This is a genomic window from Streptomyces chlorus (assembly GCF_042655885.1).
In the GTDB taxonomy this organism is placed as follows: domain Bacteria; phylum Actinomycetota; class Actinomycetes; order Streptomycetales; family Streptomycetaceae; genus Streptomyces; species Streptomyces chlorus.
This window is the reverse complement of the sequence record NZ_JBHSOA010000061.1, coordinates 244,741-262,128: the sequence shown is the minus strand read 5'-3', so window position 1 is coordinate 262,128 and position 17,388 is coordinate 244,741. Positions and strand designations below refer to the sequence as shown.

The following is a 17,388-nucleotide window of genomic DNA, read 5'->3' as shown; positions in this document are numbered from 1 at the left end:
GATGTCTTTGCGCACGACGGCGACCGACTACGTCGAGGACGTCTCCCCCGGCCGCGGGACCCTTCCCCCACGCGCCCGGTACGCGTCCTCGGACGCGGTGTCCCTTTCGTTGAACGGCAGTTGGCGGCTGCGTCTGTCGGCGACCGCGGACGCCGAGGACGACGCGTTCACCGCTCCCGGATATGACGCCGGCGACTGGGCGGAGGTGACCGTCCCCGGTCACTGGGTCCTCCAGGGCGACGGCGTCTTCGGGGCCCCCGCCTACACGAACCACCTCTACCCGTTCCCCGTCGATCCGCCGTACGTCCCCACCGAGAACCCGACCGGCGACCATTTGCGCGTCTTCGACCTGCCTCAGGACTGGCCCGCCCCGGCCGAGGGCGACGACGCCGTGCTGCGCTTCGACGGGGTCGAGTCCTGTGCCCGGGTGTGGCTGAACGGCACGGACATCGGGGAGTTCAAGGGGTCGCGGCTGCCGCACGAGTTCGCGGTCGGGGCGTTGCTGAAACCCGCCGGGAACGTTCTCGCGGTCCGCGTGCACCAGTGGTCGGCCGGTTCGTATCTGGAGGACCAGGACCAGTGGTGGCTGCCCGGCATCTTCCGTGACGTGACGCTGCTGCACCGGCCGGCGGGCTGCGCCGGCGACTTCTTCGTGCACGCCTCCTACGACCATGTCACCGGGGAGGGCACCCTGCGCGTCGACTCCGACACCGACGGGCGGGTGACCGTACCGGAGTTGGGCATCGATGTCGCGACCGGGGAGCCGGTGACGCTGCCGGTCGATCCCTGGTCGGCGGAGAGGCCCCGCCTCTACAGCGGGGTGCTCGCCACGGCCGGTGAACGCGTCCCGCTGCGGGTCGGGTTCCGCACCGTCGCCCTGGAGGACGGCCTGATCAAGGCCAACGGGAAGGCGGTCCTCTTCAAGGGAGTCAACCGGCACGAGTGGCATCCCGAGCGGGGCCGCGCGCTCGACGCGGACACCATGCGCGAGGACGTGCTGCTGATGAAGCGGCACAACATCAACGCCGTCCGCACCTCCCACTACCCGCCGCATCCCGCCTTCCTCGACCTCTGCGACGAGTACGGGCTGTGGGTCGTCGACGAGTGCGACCTGGAGACCCACGGCTTCGTCGAGCAGGACTGGCGCGACAACCCCACCGACGACGACCGCTGGACCCCCGCCCTGCTCGACCGTGCCGCGCGCATGGTCGAGCGGGACAAGAACCACCCGTCGGTCGTGATGTGGTCGCTCGGCAACGAGGCGGGCACCGGCCGCGGTCTGACCGCGATGGCCGACTGGATCCGCTCCCGGGACCCGGCCCGTCCGGTGCACTACGAAGGCGACTTCGACTGCCGTGACACGGACGTCTATTCACGGATGTATCTGCCGCACACCGATGTGGAGCGTGCCGCCCGCGGGCTCGACGGCGGCTCCCGGCGAAGGCGCCGGCTCCCGCTCATCCTCTGCGAGTACGCGCACGCCATGGGCAACGGCCCCGGCGGACTCGCCGACTACCAGGCCCTGTTCGAGCGGTACGACCGGCTTCAGGGCGGCTTCGTCTGGGAGTGGATCGACCACGGCGTCCGGCACCCCGAGCTCGGCTACGCCTACGGCGGCGACTTCGGCGAGGAGCTGCACGACGGCAACTTCGTGTGCGACGGGCTGCTGTTCCCGGACCGTACGCCGTCGCCGGGGCTGATCGAGTACAAGAAGGTGATCGAGCCGGTCCGGATCGAGGCCGGTGACGTGGCCGGCACCGTGCGGGTGACCAGCCGGTACGACGTCGCCGACCTGTCCGCCCTGGAGTTCACGTGCTCCCACCAGGTGGACGGGCAGCCGGCCGACACCCACCGGCTCTCCGTGCCACCGCTCGCCCCCGGGGAGTCGGCGGAGGTCAAGCTGCCCGAGGCGCCGGACGGCAGGGGCGCGGAGGTCCATTGGACGGTACGCGCCCTGCTCGCCGACGACACGCCCTGGGCGGACGCGGGCCACGAAGTGGCCTGGGGGCAGGGGACGGTGGCCCACCGGACAGCCGTGCCCGCCGTGGGGTCCGGGTCCGGCGTACGGCCCGTCGCCGACGACGACCGGATCACGCTGGGCCCCGCCTCCTTCGACGCCCGTACCGGCGCGGTGCACACGATCGCCGGTGTCGCGGTGGACGGGCTGCGCCTCGACGTGTGGCGGGCGACGACCGACAACGACGACGGCGCGCCCTGGCAGCCGGACACCCGGTACGGGCTGCTCTGGCGGGAGTGGGGACTGCACCGCCTGCGGCACCGGACGGTCGCCGTCGAGACGGGCAGTGGCAGTGCCGGTGGAGGCGACGGTGGAAGTGACGGTGAGGCGCTGGTCGTGCGGACACGAGTGGCCCCGGCCGGACGTGAGCCGGGGCTGCGGGTGGCGTACCGCTGGACCTCCGACGGCACCCTCGTACGGCTGGCCGTGTCGGTCGTACCGGAGGGCGACTGGACGGTGCCGCTGCCCCGGCTCGGGATCCGCTTCGGGCTGGAGGCCTCGGTCACCGAGAGCGCCCGCTGGTTCGGCGGCGGTCCCGGCGAGGCGTATCCGGACACCTCGGCGGCGTCGCGGCTGGGCCGGTGGGAGGCCGGCCTGTCGGACCTGCAGACGCCCTATGTCCGCCCGCAGGAGAACGGGGCGCGGGCCGACGTACGCCGGGTGGAGCTCGGCGGGCTCCGGATCGAGGGCGACCCCGAGTTCTGGTTCACCGCCCGCCCCTGGACGAGCGAGCAGCTCGACGCGGCCCGGCACCTCACCGACCTGGTCCCCGGTGACACGGTGTGGGTGAACCTCGACCACGCCCAGCACGGCATCGGCTCGCAGTCCTGCGGTCCGGGCCCGCTCCCGCAGTACGCGCTGAGGGCCGAGCCCGCGGAGTTCTCGTTCGTCTTCTCCGCGCGGCAAAGTTCCGGCTGAGGCAGGCGAGCGACTCACGCCGGGCGCGGGAACGCCTGCGCCCGGCGGTTGTCGTCCGTCCCGAGGTCCGGCCGGGCGAACAGCGCTTCCAGCAGGGGGTCCATGCCCGTCTCCGCGAAACTGCTGCCGCCCCCGGAGCCGGCAGCGCCGGCACCCTCCCCAGCGGTGTCCTCGTCGCTGTCCCCGCCCGTGCCGACATGATCGTCCAGCCAGGCCAGGGTCCAGGCGGCAGCCCGCCCGGCCGCCGCCGGGGTGAGGTCCGGCAGCCGCAGGAGGGCTTCGAGTACGAAGCGGGCCCGCCACTCGGACGCATGGTGTTCCAGCCAGGTCAGCGACCGGGCGACCGCCGCCGCGCGTTGTCCGCCGTGCGGCCGGGGAACGAGACGTGGGCGGCCAGGGCCCGTCCCGCCCTGCCGTCGGCGCCGTGGAAGCCGAGCCACCAAACGGCGAGGGCGGTGGCGTCGAGCGCACCCGTCGTGGGGCCCGGCTCGCTCACCGGCGTGACGGGGATGCGGCGGGCCTTCGGGGCCTGCCCGAGCCATGCCTGAAGGTCCGTCGGAGTCCGCTTGTCGCCGTCGCTCCGGATACGGATGCGCATGCCCGCTGCCTCTCCCCCGTGGATGCCCTGCCGCAAAGATCCGATGCCGGTCGAGCTGATCGCCTTCAGGGAGTGTCCTGTGCAGGAGGGGGCGGGCGGGCCGCCGCACGGCGTGTCCTGCCCGCGTACCGGCCCGCACGCCCCCGTGCCGGCCCGGCGGTGCGGGGCCGCCACGGGGGCGGGGGTGTGCGGGCCTTCGGGCCGGGGGGTGCGTCGGTCAGTGGTCCGCGCAACAGGGCGTGGGATCCGGGGACTCGAAGGGGACGAGGGTGCCGCCCCTCGCCGGCGTGGCGGCGAGGACGAGCTCGCCCTGCTGCCACTGCGGGCGGACGTGGTCCCGTGTCACCATCCGGGTTCCGGGGTCGGGCACGCCCGGTGCGCCGAGGACGGTCACGTGGTCGATCGCGGACCCCGCGACCAGTTCCGCGACCGCCATCGTGCCGGTGAGCACCGACGCCCCCGGGTAGACCACAGCCCGGCCGAACGCGTCGGGCAGGCCGGCCGACAGTTCTACGTGCCCGCCCGCCGCGAGCCGCTCCCACGCGGTGCGCAGGTACGGCTCCGACGGCAGGGACAGGGAGACGGCGACACGCGGGCGGTCTCCGCGCACCAGGTGCGTACAGCCGAACACCCCCTCCGGCAACTCCAGTTCAGCTGCCAGCTGTTGGAGGAGACGGTCGGCGCTCCGCAGGTCCCGGATGCCCGCGTCGACGGTGAGGGCGTGGGCGTGGGCGTGGGGTGTCACGCGGGCAGGACCCATACCGGGTTGGAGTAGAACCACAGGTCGCGCCAGGGGTCGGCGTCGCCGACGACGTCGATGGCGGGGCCCGCCGGGTCGACCTTGGCGCCCATCGCGCCGACGGCGGACCGGTTGCCGTCGGAGCCGCGCAGCCGGACGTACAGCGGGCGGTCGACGCGGCCGAGGTCGTACGTGACGCGGACCGTACCGGCCGTCCTGTCGATGTCGTACGAGCGGGTGACCTTCGCGGTGGGCGCGGTGAAGGTGTCCTTGTCGGCGACGGGGCCGGTGACGTCGCCCTGGATGACGTCCACGCGGGCCAGCTTCGGTATGAAGCCCGCCCAGTTGGTGCCGCCCGCGAGCGTCACGTCGGCGGTCAGGGTGACCTTGGTGCCCTTGCGGACGTGCAGCGCGCCGCCGAGGGTGGCCCAGCGGTCGCTGCCGGAGACCCGGACGTCGAGGCCGCTGACGAGCTGACCGTGGTCGACCCAGATGCGGCCGGCGCGGATGCCGTCCATGACGGCGGCGTAGGAGAAGCCGTCGGCGCCGACGTGGGTGCGGCTGTACTGGCCGGGCCAGTAGTCGCCCTGGGTGACGTCGATCTGCCCGTTGTACACGGGATCCGGGTAGCGGCCGTCGGTGGCGAAGTCGCCGCCGGTGCCGCGTGCGCCGGTGTCGGCGTAGACCTGGTGGGAGTCGGAGTTGGCGGTGATCCACCAGGGGCGGCCCTCGGCGAGGAGGCTGTCCCACAGGCCGCCGACGGTGGCGGTCATCCAGTCGAAGCCGCCCCAGGTGCGGTAGCTCTCCAGCGGGTAGCCGGCGAAGGAGTTGGCGCCGGGGTTGTTGTCGTAGATGCCGCGGGCGCGGCCCATGCCGAGGGGCTTGGGCAGACCGGCGGCCTGGTGGCCGGGGGCGCCCTCGAAGCCGACGGCGATCCGGTGGTTCTTCGGGGTGGCGTCGCGCCAGGCGCGGATCTCGTGCGGGGAGTCGACACCGCGCCGCGCCGGGTGGTTGGCGAGCATCAGGGCGTCGTCGATCGTGCGCCGTCTCACCTGCTCGGCGAGGAACTCCAGGCCCGCGACGGCGAGCGCCTCGTTGGCGGGGGTGGAGTCGGAGGTGCCCTGCACGCTGCCGTCGTAGTCGTTCTCGAACTGCTTGAGGACGGCGACCTCGTTGCGTCCGGGGTGGACGAAGACGGTGCCGTGCTCGGCGGCCGGGATGTTCCATTCCAGGCCCTGGAAGACCAGCGTGTCCTCGTGGGCGGCGCGGGCCTCCTTGATGTCCGGGTTCACCTTCTCCACGCCGATCCTGGCGTGCGTTTCGCTGCCGTGATCGGTGATGACCAGCCAGTCCATGCCGTGCTTGGCGCCCTGGCGGACCTGGTCGACGACGCGGTACTTGCCGTCGCTGCTGTACTGGGTGTGGATGTGGTGGTCACCGGCCAGCCACAGGAAGCCCTTGCCCTTGCCCCGGCCGCTGCCGCGGCTGTTCCCGCCGGACTGGGCGGGTGCGGCGGCCGCGGTGCTCGAGGACAGCACGCTGCCGGCCGCGAGGCCCGCGCCGAGCAGCCCGGCCCGGCGCAGGAGGGTGCGGCGCGACTTCTGCTCCGGGGAGAGGGCCTCGTCGGGCACGGAGGTGTCGAAGGCGGCGGGCAGCGGCGCCGTCGCCTCGTGCCGGTGGTCGTCTCCGTGGTGGTGATGGTGCGGCCCGTGCGCGTGACCGTGGCCGTGCGTGTGCCCGTGTCCCATATGAGTGCCTCCTGGGTGCCACCGGTGGGGGCGGCTGTCTCCGCGGCGCGATCACCCCGCGTGTGGAGGATCGGGGTACCGCGTGAACGTCGTACGACGTGGGGGTGAGCGGCACATGCCCCTGGTGCGGCGGCTCACCGCACCCGCCCGTCCGGTCGCACCGGGCCGCGGTCCGAACACCGCGGATCGCACACCACAAATGCCGTGTGGCGCACGGGAGTTTCCGTGCCCCGCGCCGGAGATGCGGTGCCGCGCACCGGCACAAGACAGGCGACAAGCACCCCCGTCACGCCCCCTCACGCACCGCCGTCACGCACCGCCGTCACGCATCGGGCGGCCGTGCCGGGTGTGAGACGGCGAAAACAGCGGTACGGACGTTGAGCAGGAGCCGTTTTCCTAAGATGGAACGAACGCGGACGTCATATGCCGTCCAACGGAAGGGGGATGAAGCACGCCTTGTCCCCACAGCAGCTCGGCCGCGGCCCGTTGCGGCCCACTCCCCCGGACGATCCCACTCCTTCCGGCCCGGACGACGGGACGTCCCGGCCGACCCGGTTCGTGGGCTGGCTGGGCGGGCTCGGATGCGCGGCGGCCGGATACGCCGTGTTCCAGTTCCTGTTCGAGGTGCTGCCCGACTCCGTCGACGGGGAGGCCGCGAAGTACCTGATCGCCTCGGTGAGCGGCCTCGGCACCGCGCTCTCCGCATGGCTCGCGGCGGCACTGCTGCGGGCCCGCACGACAGCGCCGGCACCGCGACCGCTGCCGCAGCCCGCGACCGGGACCACGCCCTCGGCCGGCAGCCAGGTTCCCGGCCCGCTTCCTCAGCTCTTCGCGGCCACCTACGACACGCTCGTCGGGGAGGTGTCGGTCGTCGAGGATCCGGAGCGCGGGTGGCTCGTCGGCTGGTCGCACTCACTGGGCGAGAGCTCCCCGTCCCGCCCCACCTCGGTCGGGACGGCGTACGGGATGCAGACCATGCTGGATCTGGGGACGACCGACGGACGCCTCTCCACGGGCGAACTCGCCGACACGCTCTGGCGGTTGCGGCTGCCGGACGGCGGCTGGTCGGCCCGGTCGCAGGGCGCACGGGCCCGGCCCGAGGTGACCGCGCTGGTGCTGGGCGCGCTGGCCCGCGCGGGGGCGTCCCGGGGCGGACGGCTGGCGCGCGAGGTGGACCTCTGCACGGCGGCCTTCACCCATGACACCGACCGCGCGGGACGCGAGTCGACCCACGTGATGACGACGGTGCTGCGCGGGCTGCTGCGCGCCGCGCCCGACTGCGACGCCCTGCCGGTACTGCGCGAGGCGCTCGTCGACGGGGCGGTGAGCGATCCGCACCGGAACCGTCTGCGCTGCTGGGGTTACCGGCTCGATCCACCGCCCCCGCACCCGTCACCGGTGCACACCGCCCAGGCGGTGCTCGCGCTCGACCGGGCGGCACGCGTCCTGGGCGAGAGCCCGGCCATGCGGGCCGCCCGAGAGGACGGTGTGCGCTGGCTGCTGTCCTGCCCCGACGCGGCGCACCACAACTGCCGGGACCTGGAGAACGGCCGCGACGAGGTGCGCCGTCCCCGCCCCGAGGACCCGGCACGCCACGAGGTGCTGAACGTACGGCACTTCACCGCGTCCTGGGTCGTGCGCGCCCTGCTGTGCCGGGGCTCGCTGGAGGTGGCCCGGCAGGACGGTCGGGAGGAGACCTGGCGGGAACTGCTGGACGGCGCGGCCGCCTGCGTACGCGCGGGGCAGCAGGACGGCATCTGGTCCTGGGCGCAGAGCGAGAACACGGAGCTGCGGCGCCCGCTGTGGATGACGTATCAAGGTGTGTCGGCACTGCGTGCCCACGCGGTGTGGACCTATCGCCCGGACGAGGCCGCTCCCGCCCATTGACGCGGTACGGGCTGCGCGTCAACGGGCGGGAGCCGGAAGAAACGGAGTGCGCATGGGTGGTCGGCAGGTCCTGGCGGCACGGCGGTTACTGGCCGAAACGCTGGACGGTACGTTGCCCGAGCGGGACCACGTGGCCGCTGCCTACGCGGTCGTCGACGAACTCGGCTCGCCGGACAGGCTCTTGGAGTTGATCGTCGAACTCGCCTGTGGCGAGGGCGATCCCGAGGCGGCGGCCCGGCTGTCGTACCGGCACGTCCTCGGCTTCGACAAGCTGCTGCTGGTCGACGCCGGCCCGCAGCACATGCTGCGCGCCCATGTGTGGCACGCGGGCGTGGGCGGCGCGGGCCGGGAGGACATCCACAACCACCGCTCGACGCTGGCCTCGCACGTCGTACGGGGCCGGCTGTGGACGGAGCTGTACGAAGAAGTGCCCGAAGGACGGGACGAGGAGCGGGCCGGTGCGCGGGGCGGCGGCATCGCGGCGGCTCGCTTCGAGGAGTCGCTGGCCGAGGGGTCGGCGGACTGGCTGCTGGCACCGGCGGGTCCGGCACGGCTGCGGCTGACGCACCTGGGCCAGTACGCGGCGGGCAGCACGTACGCCCTGCCGGCGCACACCCTGCACCGCGCCTGGTGCGACACGGAGGGCCCGACGGTGACCCTGTTCCTCGAGACGGGCAGTCAACGGCGCCGGCACACCGATGTGTTCACCCCGGGCGGGTCGCACGCGGGGGCGGTGCTGAAGGTGCCGATGGACGTACCGGGCTATCTGGAGTCGCTGAGCTCCCTGGCGGACCTGCTCAGGAGTCCGTGAACGCCTGCTGGACGATGTCCAGGTTGTAGTCGTCGATGTCGACGCCGGTCAGCTCGGACGGGCGGAGCCAGGCATGGTCCTGGTCCGGACTGGGCAGCGTGACGTCCTGGGACAGCGGGCGGACCAGGAAGTTCTCCTGCCAGTTCTTGATCTCGCGCCCGGCGTACTCGCTCAGGAAGGACGATTCGCCGACCTTGCGCACGATCTCACCGAGCAGGCCGGTCTCTTCCTTGAGCTCGCGCAGCGCACCGTCCGGGGCGCTCTCACCCGGTTCGAGCTTGCCGCACGGGACGCCCCACACCCGGGGCAGGAATCTCTCGTGCTCACTGCGGCGCACCAGAAGCACGCGCCCCTCGTCGTCCCTCACGACCGCTGCCGCAAGCCGTTTGTCGCCGGGGATGTCCATGCCCATGGTTCCTCGGTCCCTCGGTCTCTCGCCGGAGATGAGTACAAAGGTTCTGATACCCGCGAAAGCGTCAACCGTACCAGGGCCACCCGAGGGACGCAGTGGCGTCGGCCACGCCCCGTACGGAGTCCCTGCTCAGCGCCTGGATCTCCGCGTAGGCGGGTACGGTGCCGGTGGGCGCGCGGCCCTCCCGGACGGCGGTCGCGGCCTCCACCGCGGCACCCAGCGCCCGCCGGTACAGCAGGGACCCGAGGCTGATCCGGCGCACGCCGAGGCCGGCGAGCTGCGGAACGGAGGGGCCGGTGGGCGAGTAGAGGATGTTGAGCGGCGCGTCGAGCCGGCGCACCAGACCGGCGATCTCGCGGGGATCGGTGAGACCGGGCACGAACACACCCTGGGCACCGGCCTGTTGATAGGCGTCGAGCCGACGGAAGGTGTCCTCCCGCCTGCTGCCTCCGTCCGTGTCGGGACCGGCGGCCCAGTAGGTGTCGGTGCGGGCGTTGACGAAGAGTCCGGGGGCCGCCGCCCGCACCGCGGCGATCTTCGCGGCGTGCCGGTCCATGGGCCCGAGCCCGTCCTCCAGGTTGATCCCGACAGCACCGACGGCGTACAACTCGCTTGCGAAGGAGGCGACTTCGCCGGGGTCTTCACTGAATCCGTCCTCCGCGTCGACGGACAGCCAGTACGGTCCCGAGCCGAGGGTGAGGGCGAGCAGCAGCGTCTGCTCACGCGTCGCCGCCGCCCCGTCGGGCAGCCCGGCCGCCGCGGCGACGGCCAGGCTGGTGGTGCCGATCGCCCGGAACCCCTGCGCGGCGAGAGCGGCGGCGGAGGCGTGGTCCCAGGCGTTGGGCAGCAGCAGGGGTTCGTCGGCATGGTGCAGTCCGGCGAACCCGTTGACGGCGTTCCGTGCGCTCTCACTCATGCCGGAACGCTAGCCGCGGAATGCTTCGGCATCCGCCGAAGTGTGGGGGCACTCGTGAGGCGTGAGGGAGGCCTGGGACGCTCCGGTTCCGGTCGGAACGTCCCAGGGGCTTCATCCCCTCCTGACCCGGTCCTCGGGCACCAGATGCCCGAGGACGAGTTCGTCGCGGACCAGAGCCGCGTACCGTGTGGCGCCGTACTCCGAGGTATGGGTGTTGTCGCGTTTCTCGTCGTAGAGGTAAAGCGCCTTGGAGCCCTCCACGCCGAGGGATTCCACCAGCGCCTTGGTCCTGGCGGTGAGGTCGATCAGCGGTACGCCGGTTGCCGACGCGACGGCGCGGACGACCGCCGGGTGGTCGACGCCGAGCCCGTTGACGAGGAGGGCGGTGTCGTTGTTCAGGGTGCCGTCGGTGTTGAACCAGCGCCGCACGACGGGCGTTACGAGGACCGGTTCGCCGCCCTCGGCCCGCACGCCCGCCACCATGGTCTCGAGGTTGGCCCGGTAGGTCGCCTCGTCGGTGGTCTTGTCGTGTGGGCGGCCGGGGTGACCCGGATGTCGGCGAGCGCGGGGGCGCTGCCGCCGAGGGTGAGGTCGAGCCCGGGACTGCCGTCGGGGCCGGTGGGCTCGCCCTCGGGAGTGCGGACGTCGACGGTGAAACCCCGGGTGACCCGCTGCCCGGCCCCGGCGGGGGTCTCCGCGAGGAGCGTGCGTCGGGTCTCGCCGCCGATGGCGGTACGGGAGGCGGCCTCACCGCCGAGGCGGACCCGCACGTCGTAGGTACCGGGCGGGAGGTCGAAGTGGCAGGCGGTGGCGGTGCAGTTCTCGATACCGAGGGCCGGCCGGTGGTCCCGCGTATGAGCGGCGGCCGGGACGGACGACAGCCCGAGCCCTCCGGCGATCGTCGCGGCGGCCACCGCGCCTGCGGCGAAAGCCCCGGCCGGCCCTCTCCGACGCGTACTCATGTCCCGCGTGTCCACTGCTGGTTGTTCCCTCCGTTGCAGGTGTACGTGATGAGGGCGGCCGAGTTGGCGGTCGCGCCGCCGGACACGTCGAGGCATTCGCCGGTCGCCCGGGACACGAGGGACACGTAGGAGCCGGTGGTGGAGACCGACCACTGCTGGGCGGTGGCCGCGGTGGAGGCGGAGCAGTTCTCCTGTGTGACGGTGCTCGCGTTCTCCTGGAGGCACAACGAACTGTTGCGCACGACGAGTTGGTGGTATCCGTTGCCGACCGGCTTGAACCAGAACCGCTGGTTGCCGCCGCCGTTGCAGTCGTACTGCTTGATCTGGGCGCCCTGCCACAGCGACTGGCTCGTCACGTCGGCGCACTTCCCGCTGTGCCGGGCGATGAGCGTGTGGTACGTGGCGGAGGTCCCGGTGACCGTTCCGGCAGCCGTGTCGACGGTGATCTCGGGCGACCAGGACAGGGACATCGAGGTGGAGGACGGGAAGGTCAACGGCAGCCACACGTACCGGGAGTCGTTGACCCTGCCGCCGAAGGAGTTGCCCCAGCGGTCCCCGAGGTACAGGTAGGATGTGCTCAAGGATCCCTGTACCGGCAGGACGAACGCGGTCTGCGATCCGTAGGCGGTCGCGTCCCCCACGGTGCGCATCGACGACCAGGGACCGGCGAGGCTGGTGGCGGTGGCGTACTGCTGCTGGTTGGGGTTCCAGCCGGTGGCGCCGGAGGTCAGCATGAAGTACACGCCGCCCCGCTTGAACAGGGCCGGCGCCTCGCGGTGGCCGCCGGGCCACGGGTTGGCGACCAGGCTCGCGATGCCGGTGTGGTCGGCGGTCAGCCGGTAGACGTGCAGGTCGTAGTTCTCGCGGGCGGCCGAGATCATGTAGCCGGTGCCGTCGGTGTCGGTGAAGACGGTGATGTCGCGGGACATGTGCTGCCCCAGCGGGCGGAAGCTGCCCCGCCAGGTGTAGTTGCCGTCCACGGTGTCGGAGACGGCGACGGCGGCGCGGGCCTCGCCGTAGTCGGAGCCGTTCTCCTTGTGCATCCACATCACGAACGTGCCGGTGGCGGCGTTGTACATGACCTTGGGCCGCTCGATGTTGGCGGTGGCGAGTTCCGGGTCACTGGCCTGGGTGAGGACGTGGTTGCGGAACTCCCAGTTCTTCAGGTCGGTGGAGCGGTAGGCGTCGACGTACCGGAAGGTGTTGTCGTCGTTGCGGTGCTCGCCGAACCAGTAGTAGTACGCGCCGACCTTGATGATCCCGCCGCCGTGGGCGTGCACGGGTTTGCCTGTGACGTCGGTGAACTGGACGCCGTTGCCGATCGATTGCGGGGCGGCCTGCGCGGGCCCGGCGGTGACGAGGGCACCGGCGAGGGCGAGGCAGAAGGTGAGCAGAACCGCGTACAGGCGTCTCATGTCACACCCCCGTGCCCCTGGTCGTTCCGGTTCCGTCGGCCACGGGGATGCCGAAGTCCGGGGTGCCGTCCGGCTTCCAGCCGAGGGTCTGGATCCGGGTGTGGCGGTTCGGGTCGTGGAGCGGGTCCCCGTTGATCTCCTTGTACTGCCGGGCGTGGTAGACGAGGACGTCGCTGCGGCCGTCCTCGGCCACGGTGAAGCAGCTGTGTCCGGGGCCGTACTGCCGGGTCGTGTCGTTGCTGGTGAAGACGGGGACGGGCGACTTGGACCAGCTCGCGCTGTCCATGAGGTCACTGTCGTCGGGGGCGCTCAGCAGGCCCATGCAGTAGTTGGCGTCGGTGGCGCTGGCCGAGTACGTCATGAACACCCGGCCGTGACGCTGAATCACGTACGGCCCCTCGTTGACCCGGAAGCCGATGCGCTCCCAGGCGTACTCCGGTGTGGAGAGCCGCACTTGGGGCCCGGTCAGGGTCCAGGGGTCGGCCATCTCGGAGAGCCAGATGGCGGTGTTGTTGTCCATGCCGGGTTCGTGCTGGGCCCAGGCGAGGTAGTAAGTGCCGCGGTGGGTGAAGGTGGTGGCGTCCAGGGAGAAGGTCTCCCAGGCGGTCCTGATCCGCCCCTTCTCGACCCAGGTGCCCCGGAGGGGGTTGGGGTGGGCGTTCTCCAACACCCAGATGCGGATGGCCCACACGTCCTCGGCGGGCGCGGCGGCGAAGTAGATGTACCACTTGCCGGCGACCCGGTGCATCTCCGGCGCCCAGATGTGGGCGCCCATGTCACCGGTGGGGTGCGCCCGCCAGATGACGGACTCGGCGGCGCTTCCGAGCCCGTTCAGCGTGCGGGAGCGGCGCAGGATGATCCGGTCGTACTCGGGGGCGGTGGCGGTGAAGTAGTAGGAGCCGTCGGTGTGCCGGGTGATGTGCGGGTCGGCGCGGTTGCGGACGAGGGGGTTCGCGTAGGGAGCGGCCTTCGGTCTGTCTGCGGGGGCGGCCGCGTGGGCGCCACCGTGGGGGTGGTGGCGGCCAGGGCGCTTGCGGCGAGGGCGCCCTTCAGTAACAGCCTGCGGGCGGGGGGCGGTGACGAGCGGGACAGGTCGGGCAGGTCGTCGGCGGCGCGGCTCATGCGGTCTGCCTCTCACGGTGGGAGGATGCTCGCGATCACGGAATTGTTCGATATCACGAACAAGATCTGACATGGCGAACGTCGACAAAGTAAGGGTGTGTCACGGACAGGTCAACGGATCGCGCGGAACGAAGTCGTCCGCCCCCTCTCACCGGGGCCCGCTCCCCTACGCCGCCCGAGGGGCGAAGTGGCGCATCACGTCGCCTTCGGGCTGGACGATGCCGTATCTGCCCTCGGGGACCTCGTTCCAGGCGCCGGGCAGGTCCCCGAGCGGCTCCGACACGATGAGGCGGGTCTCCTCGGACACCTCACGCAGGAACGCCACGTCCGGATGGAGAGAGCGCAGCGTCTCCACCCGAGTGCTGTAGAAGAGCGAACGGGACGCCTTCCGGGTCGAGTAGCGGAACGCCCAGAGCCGTTGACCGTCGGTCACCGCGACCGTCATCTGCAGCGGGTACTCCACACCGTGCTCCCACCCGACCCGCTCCACCAGGCCCGCCATCCGGGCGACCGCCCCCGGCGGGTCCTGCTCCAGACCGAAGGTGAGCGCCAGGTAGAACATCAGCTCGGAATCCGTCGTCCCCTCGATGGAGAGGAAGAGTTCCGGATCGACCGCCAGGGCGAGGTCGCGCCGGATGCGGTCGAAACCCTCGATAGCGCCGTTGTGCATCCACATCCAGCGGCCGTACCGGAACGGGTGGCAGTTGGTCTCCTGTACCGACGAGCCGGTCGACGCCCGGATGTGGGCGAAGAACAGGGGCGAGCGGACATGGCCGGCGATCTCCCGCAGATTGCGGTTGCTCCAGGCCGGACCGATATCCCGGACGACCGCCGGAGTGTCGGCTTGGGGCCCGTACCAACCCACCCCGAACCCGTCGCCGTTGGTCGTCTCGACGCCCAGTTTGGAGTGCAGGCTCTGGTCGATCAGCGAGTGCTTCGGCCGGTAGAGGATGCTGCCGAGCAGGATGGGGGTGCCCGAGTAGGCGAGCCACCGGCACATCGTCCACCGCCTTCCTGACCGCGGATCGTCTCTCTTCAGGATCCCAGCCCTCCCGCACGGGCGCGCTGCGAGAGCTGCGAGAGCTACGAGGCAGGCGGGCGGACGGCATGCCCCGGCCTCCGGTTCGACTACCGTCGACGGTATGCGCGGTACCCCGTCCCTCACCGACGCCCTCGCGGAGGGCACGGTCGTCCTCGACGGCGGCATGTCCAACCAGCTCGCGGCGGCCGGGCACGACCTGAGCGACGAGCTGTGGTCGGCACGGCTGCTCGCCGAGGCCCCCGAGGCGATCACCGAGGCGCACCTCGCCTACTTCCAGGCGGGCGCGGACGTGGCGATCACCGCCAGTTACCAGGCCACCTTCGAGGGCTTCGCGCGACGCGGCATCGACCACGGCCGGGCCACCGCCCTGCTCGCCCTGAGCGTCGAGGCGGCCCGCACGGCGGCCCGGCGAGCCAGGGCGTCCCGTCCCCTGTGGGTGGCGGCGTCCGTCGGCCCGTACGGCGCGATGCTCGCCGACGGCTCCGAGTACCGGGGCCGGTACGGCCTGACCGTGGCCGAGCTGGAGCGCTTCCACCGCCCCCGCATGGAGGCCCTGGCCGCCGCGGAGCCCGACGTCCTCGCCCTGGAGACGATCCCGGACACCGACGAGGCCGAGGCCCTGCTGCGGATCCTGCCTGGTCTCGGCATCCCGGCCTGGCTGTCCTACTCGGCGACGGGTGACCGCACCCGCGCGGGCCAGCCCTTGTCCGACGCCTTCGCGCTCGCCGCCGACGTGGACGAGGTGATCGCCGTCGGTGTCAATTGCTGCACCCCCGAGGACGCCGACCAGGCGGTCGCCCTCGCGGCCCGTGTCACCGGCAAGCCGGTCGTCGTGTACCCCAACAGCGGGGAGACCTGGGACGCCGGGGCACGCGCCTGGACGGGCCGCGCCACGTTCACTGCCGAGCAGGTCACGGGCTGGCAGGAGTCCGGGGCTCGACTGATCGGTGGATGTTGCCGGGTGGGCCCGAGGACGATCTCGGCGATCGCTGCGACGCTACGGCATCCGGTGTAGCGAACTCGCACCAGACGACCTTCCCGGGGTCCCGCTCCCCCACTCCCCACTTGTCCGCCAACTCCCCCACCAGCAACAGCCCGCGCCCGCCCTCCCCCGGCTCCGACGCCTCCCCGGCCTCCGGTACGGCCGGCACGCCGCCCCCGCTGTCGTGCACCTCGACCCGCACACCACGGTCACCGGCGCCCTCGCCGTACGGCACCATCCGCAGCAGAAAGCCACGGCCCGGCGGCACACCGTGCACCAGCGCGTTGGTGGCGAGTTCGCTGACGCACAGCAGCACATCGTCCTCGCGCCCGCGCATGCCCCACTCCGCAAGCACCCGGCGCGCGAACGCCCGCGCGTCGGGCACGGACCGACGCTCACGCCGAAAGAACCGCTCAAGCGGGAGGGGAGCTTGCGACAAGGGTGAAGTTTCCTGATTCACAGGACGAGAGTCACGCTACGTGCCCATCCTGAAACAGTCCGCGCACCCGTACGTCCTGCATGTACGCCTGCGCGACAGTGAACGTACGCGCGCGGGTGGGGAGTTCGACCCTATGAGCACCACGGCAAGACCACGGTCCCGGTCACGCAGGAACGCGTCCGCGATGAAGATGGTGGGCGCCCTGCTCGCCACCTTCCGCGAGGCGGCGGGCCACACACAGCGCTCCCTGGGCGAACACTTCGTCGTGAGCGAGCAGCAGATCGCGTCGATCGAACAGGGCAGACGCCCCCTGAAGCCGGACCTCGCAGACCAACTGGACGACCTCCTCGATACCAAGGGCGCGTTGACGGCTGCGCTGGCTCACATGCCGGAGGTGGACCTGATTCCACTATGGGCGGAGGAGTATCTGGACAGGGAGCGGGAGGCCATCGCGATCTCTTGGTACGAGGGTTTCGCGGTGCCCGGCCTACTCCAGACTGAGACATACGCACGTGCCGTCTTCCACAGCCGCGTGCCGGTATACGACGAGGACGAGAGCGAGCAACTGGTGATCGCCCGCATCGAACGACAGGAGATCCTTCATCGCAGGTTGCCACCCACCACAAGCTTTGTCATCTGGGAAGCGGCGCTGCGCGACCAGTTGGGCGGGACAGCCGTACAGGTAGAGCAGTTGAGGAAGCTGCGTGAGTACGCCGATGTTCCAGCGGTCACCCTGCAGATCCTGCCACTTGGCCGCACTTCACATGCCGGGCTCGACGGTCCGTTCATTCTCCTGGAGACCCCCGAACACCAGCGGTTGGCCTACATGGAGACCCAGCGTGGCAGCCAACTGATTGCTGACCCCGAGGGGGTAGGGATCCTGACGCAGAAGTATGCGATGCTGCGGACGCAGGCCCTCAACACGGAGGACACGAGAGCCATGTTGGACCGTCTCCTGGGAGAGCAATGAGCGGCACCGCACTTGAGTGGTTCAAGTCCAGTTACAGCGGCAGCGAGGGCGGCGCCTGTCTGGAAGTCGCCTTCCACTGGCGCAAGTCAAGCTTCAGCGGCAGCGATGGCGGCAACTGCCTCGAAGTAGCCGCCCACCCCACCGCCATCCACATCCGCGACTCCAAGACCCCGGACGCCCCCCACCTCACCGTCACCCCTGGAGCCTGGACGGCGTTCCTGCCCTGACCGGTAATGAAAGCTGGCGCAGCGTAACTGTCAACTGCCCGACGAGCGGGTGAGCGCGCTCGAGGACGGACGCAGCACAGGCGTAAGCAACTGGTACGCGAGGTGTCCGGCAAGCTGGCGCACCTGCAACATGTCACCCTCAGCCCGAGCCGAATAGGCGACATCGCCCGCGCCGTCCTCGTC

Annotated in this window: 15 protein-coding genes and 1 pseudogene; 6 read left to right on the top strand and 10 right to left on the bottom strand. The window is 71.5% G+C overall.

Annotated features, from left to right (window positions below):
* Position 1 precedes the first annotated feature (1 nt).
* Positions 2 to 2,935, top strand: a complete 2,934-nt coding sequence (locus ACFPZI_RS26670) for a glycoside hydrolase family 2 TIM barrel-domain containing protein (RefSeq protein WP_381367846.1) — start codon at positions 2 to 4, stop codon at positions 2,933 to 2,935.
* Between the two features lie 328 nt (positions 2,936 to 3,263).
* Here the strand turns inward: ACFPZI_RS26670 and ACFPZI_RS26665 are convergent, their stop codons facing one another.
* The 3 genes from ACFPZI_RS26665 to ACFPZI_RS26655 all read right to left on the bottom strand — a co-directional run bounded on the left by ACFPZI_RS26665 (position 3,264) and on the right by ACFPZI_RS26655 (position 6,020).
* A complete protein-coding gene (locus ACFPZI_RS26665) occupies positions 3,264 to 3,533 on the bottom strand; it encodes a hypothetical protein (protein WP_381367843.1) in 270 nt (89 codons plus the stop codon).
* A gap of 217 nt (positions 3,534 to 3,750) precedes the next feature.
* Positions 3,751 to 4,278, bottom strand: coding sequence for a hypothetical protein (locus ACFPZI_RS26660; RefSeq protein ID WP_381367840.1), 528 nt, complete (start codon positions 4,276 to 4,278; stop codon positions 3,751 to 3,753).
* Positions 4,275 to 6,020 (bottom strand): PHP domain-containing protein, encoded by a 1,746-nt coding sequence (locus ACFPZI_RS26655; RefSeq protein WP_381367838.1) that lies wholly within the window; start codon positions 6,018 to 6,020, stop codon positions 4,275 to 4,277. The genes ACFPZI_RS26660 and ACFPZI_RS26655 overlap by 4 nt, the downstream gene beginning before the upstream one ends.
* A 444-nt stretch (positions 6,021 to 6,464) precedes the next feature.
* Here ACFPZI_RS26655 and ACFPZI_RS26650 point away from each other — a divergent pair, with 444 nt between their 5' ends.
* Entirely contained in the window at positions 6,465 to 7,907 is a 1,443-nt protein-coding gene (locus ACFPZI_RS26650) for a prenyltransferase/squalene oxidase repeat-containing protein (RefSeq protein ID WP_381367835.1), read from the top strand.
* Between the two features lie 52 nt (positions 7,908 to 7,959).
* Entirely contained in the window at positions 7,960 to 8,718 is a 759-nt protein-coding gene (locus ACFPZI_RS26645; protein WP_381367832.1) for a hypothetical protein, read from the top strand.
* On the opposite strand, the gene ACFPZI_RS26640 is transcribed toward ACFPZI_RS26645, so the two are convergent.
* From ACFPZI_RS26640 to ACFPZI_RS26615, 6 genes and pseudogenes are all read right to left on the bottom strand, one after another.
* Complete coding sequence (locus tag ACFPZI_RS26640) at positions 8,705 to 9,124, bottom strand: NUDIX hydrolase (protein WP_381367829.1); 420 nt, start codon at positions 9,122 to 9,124, stop codon at positions 8,705 to 8,707. The two genes, ACFPZI_RS26645 and ACFPZI_RS26640, sit on opposite strands and share 14 nt — an antisense overlap.
* A gap of 70 nt (positions 9,125 to 9,194) precedes the next feature.
* Entirely contained in the window at positions 9,195 to 10,046 is an 852-nt protein-coding gene (locus tag ACFPZI_RS26635; protein WP_381367826.1) for an isocitrate lyase/PEP mutase family protein, read from the bottom strand.
* Between the two features lie 111 nt (positions 10,047 to 10,157).
* Positions 10,158 to 11,008 (bottom strand): annotated as a pseudogene (locus tag ACFPZI_RS26630) (SGNH/GDSL hydrolase family protein).
* Positions 11,005 to 12,423: an RICIN domain-containing protein gene (locus ACFPZI_RS26625; RefSeq protein WP_381367823.1), complete on the bottom strand. Its 1,419-nt coding sequence runs from the start codon at positions 12,421 to 12,423 to the stop codon at positions 11,005 to 11,007. The pseudogene ACFPZI_RS26630 and the gene ACFPZI_RS26625 overlap by 4 nt, the downstream one beginning before the upstream one ends.
* Position 12,424: 1 nt before the next feature.
* A complete protein-coding gene (locus ACFPZI_RS26620) occupies positions 12,425 to 13,561 on the bottom strand; it encodes a glycoside hydrolase family 43 protein (protein ID WP_381367820.1) in 1,137 nt (378 codons plus the stop codon).
* A 150-nt stretch (positions 13,562 to 13,711) separates the two neighbouring features.
* Positions 13,712 to 14,545, bottom strand: a complete 834-nt coding sequence (locus tag ACFPZI_RS26615) for a class II glutamine amidotransferase (protein WP_381367817.1) — start codon at positions 14,543 to 14,545, stop codon at positions 13,712 to 13,714.
* A gap of 142 nt (positions 14,546 to 14,687) precedes the next feature.
* Here ACFPZI_RS26615 and mmuM point away from each other — a divergent pair, with 142 nt between their 5' ends.
* Positions 14,688 to 15,602 carry a homocysteine S-methyltransferase gene (mmuM, locus tag ACFPZI_RS26610; protein WP_381367814.1) on the top strand — a complete coding sequence of 305 codons (915 nt, stop codon included), beginning with the start codon at positions 14,688 to 14,690 and terminating at the stop codon, positions 15,600 to 15,602.
* On the opposite strand, the gene ACFPZI_RS26605 is transcribed toward mmuM, so the two are convergent.
* Entirely contained in the window at positions 15,499 to 15,954 is a 456-nt protein-coding gene (locus ACFPZI_RS26605; protein ID WP_381367811.1) for an ATP-binding protein, read from the bottom strand. The genes mmuM and ACFPZI_RS26605 overlap by 104 nt on opposite strands.
* A 238-nt stretch (positions 15,955 to 16,192) precedes the next feature.
* Here ACFPZI_RS26605 and ACFPZI_RS26600 point away from each other — a divergent pair, with 238 nt between their 5' ends.
* On the top strand, positions 16,193 to 16,978 hold the full coding sequence (locus ACFPZI_RS26600) for a Scr1 family TA system antitoxin-like transcriptional regulator (RefSeq protein WP_381367808.1): 786 nt from the start codon (positions 16,193 to 16,195) through the stop codon (positions 16,976 to 16,978).
* On the top strand, positions 16,975 to 17,205 hold the full coding sequence (locus ACFPZI_RS26595; protein WP_381367805.1) for a DUF397 domain-containing protein: 231 nt from the start codon (positions 16,975 to 16,977) through the stop codon (positions 17,203 to 17,205). The genes ACFPZI_RS26600 and ACFPZI_RS26595 overlap by 4 nt, the downstream gene beginning before the upstream one ends.
* The last annotated feature ends 183 nt before the right edge of the window (positions 17,206 to 17,388 follow it).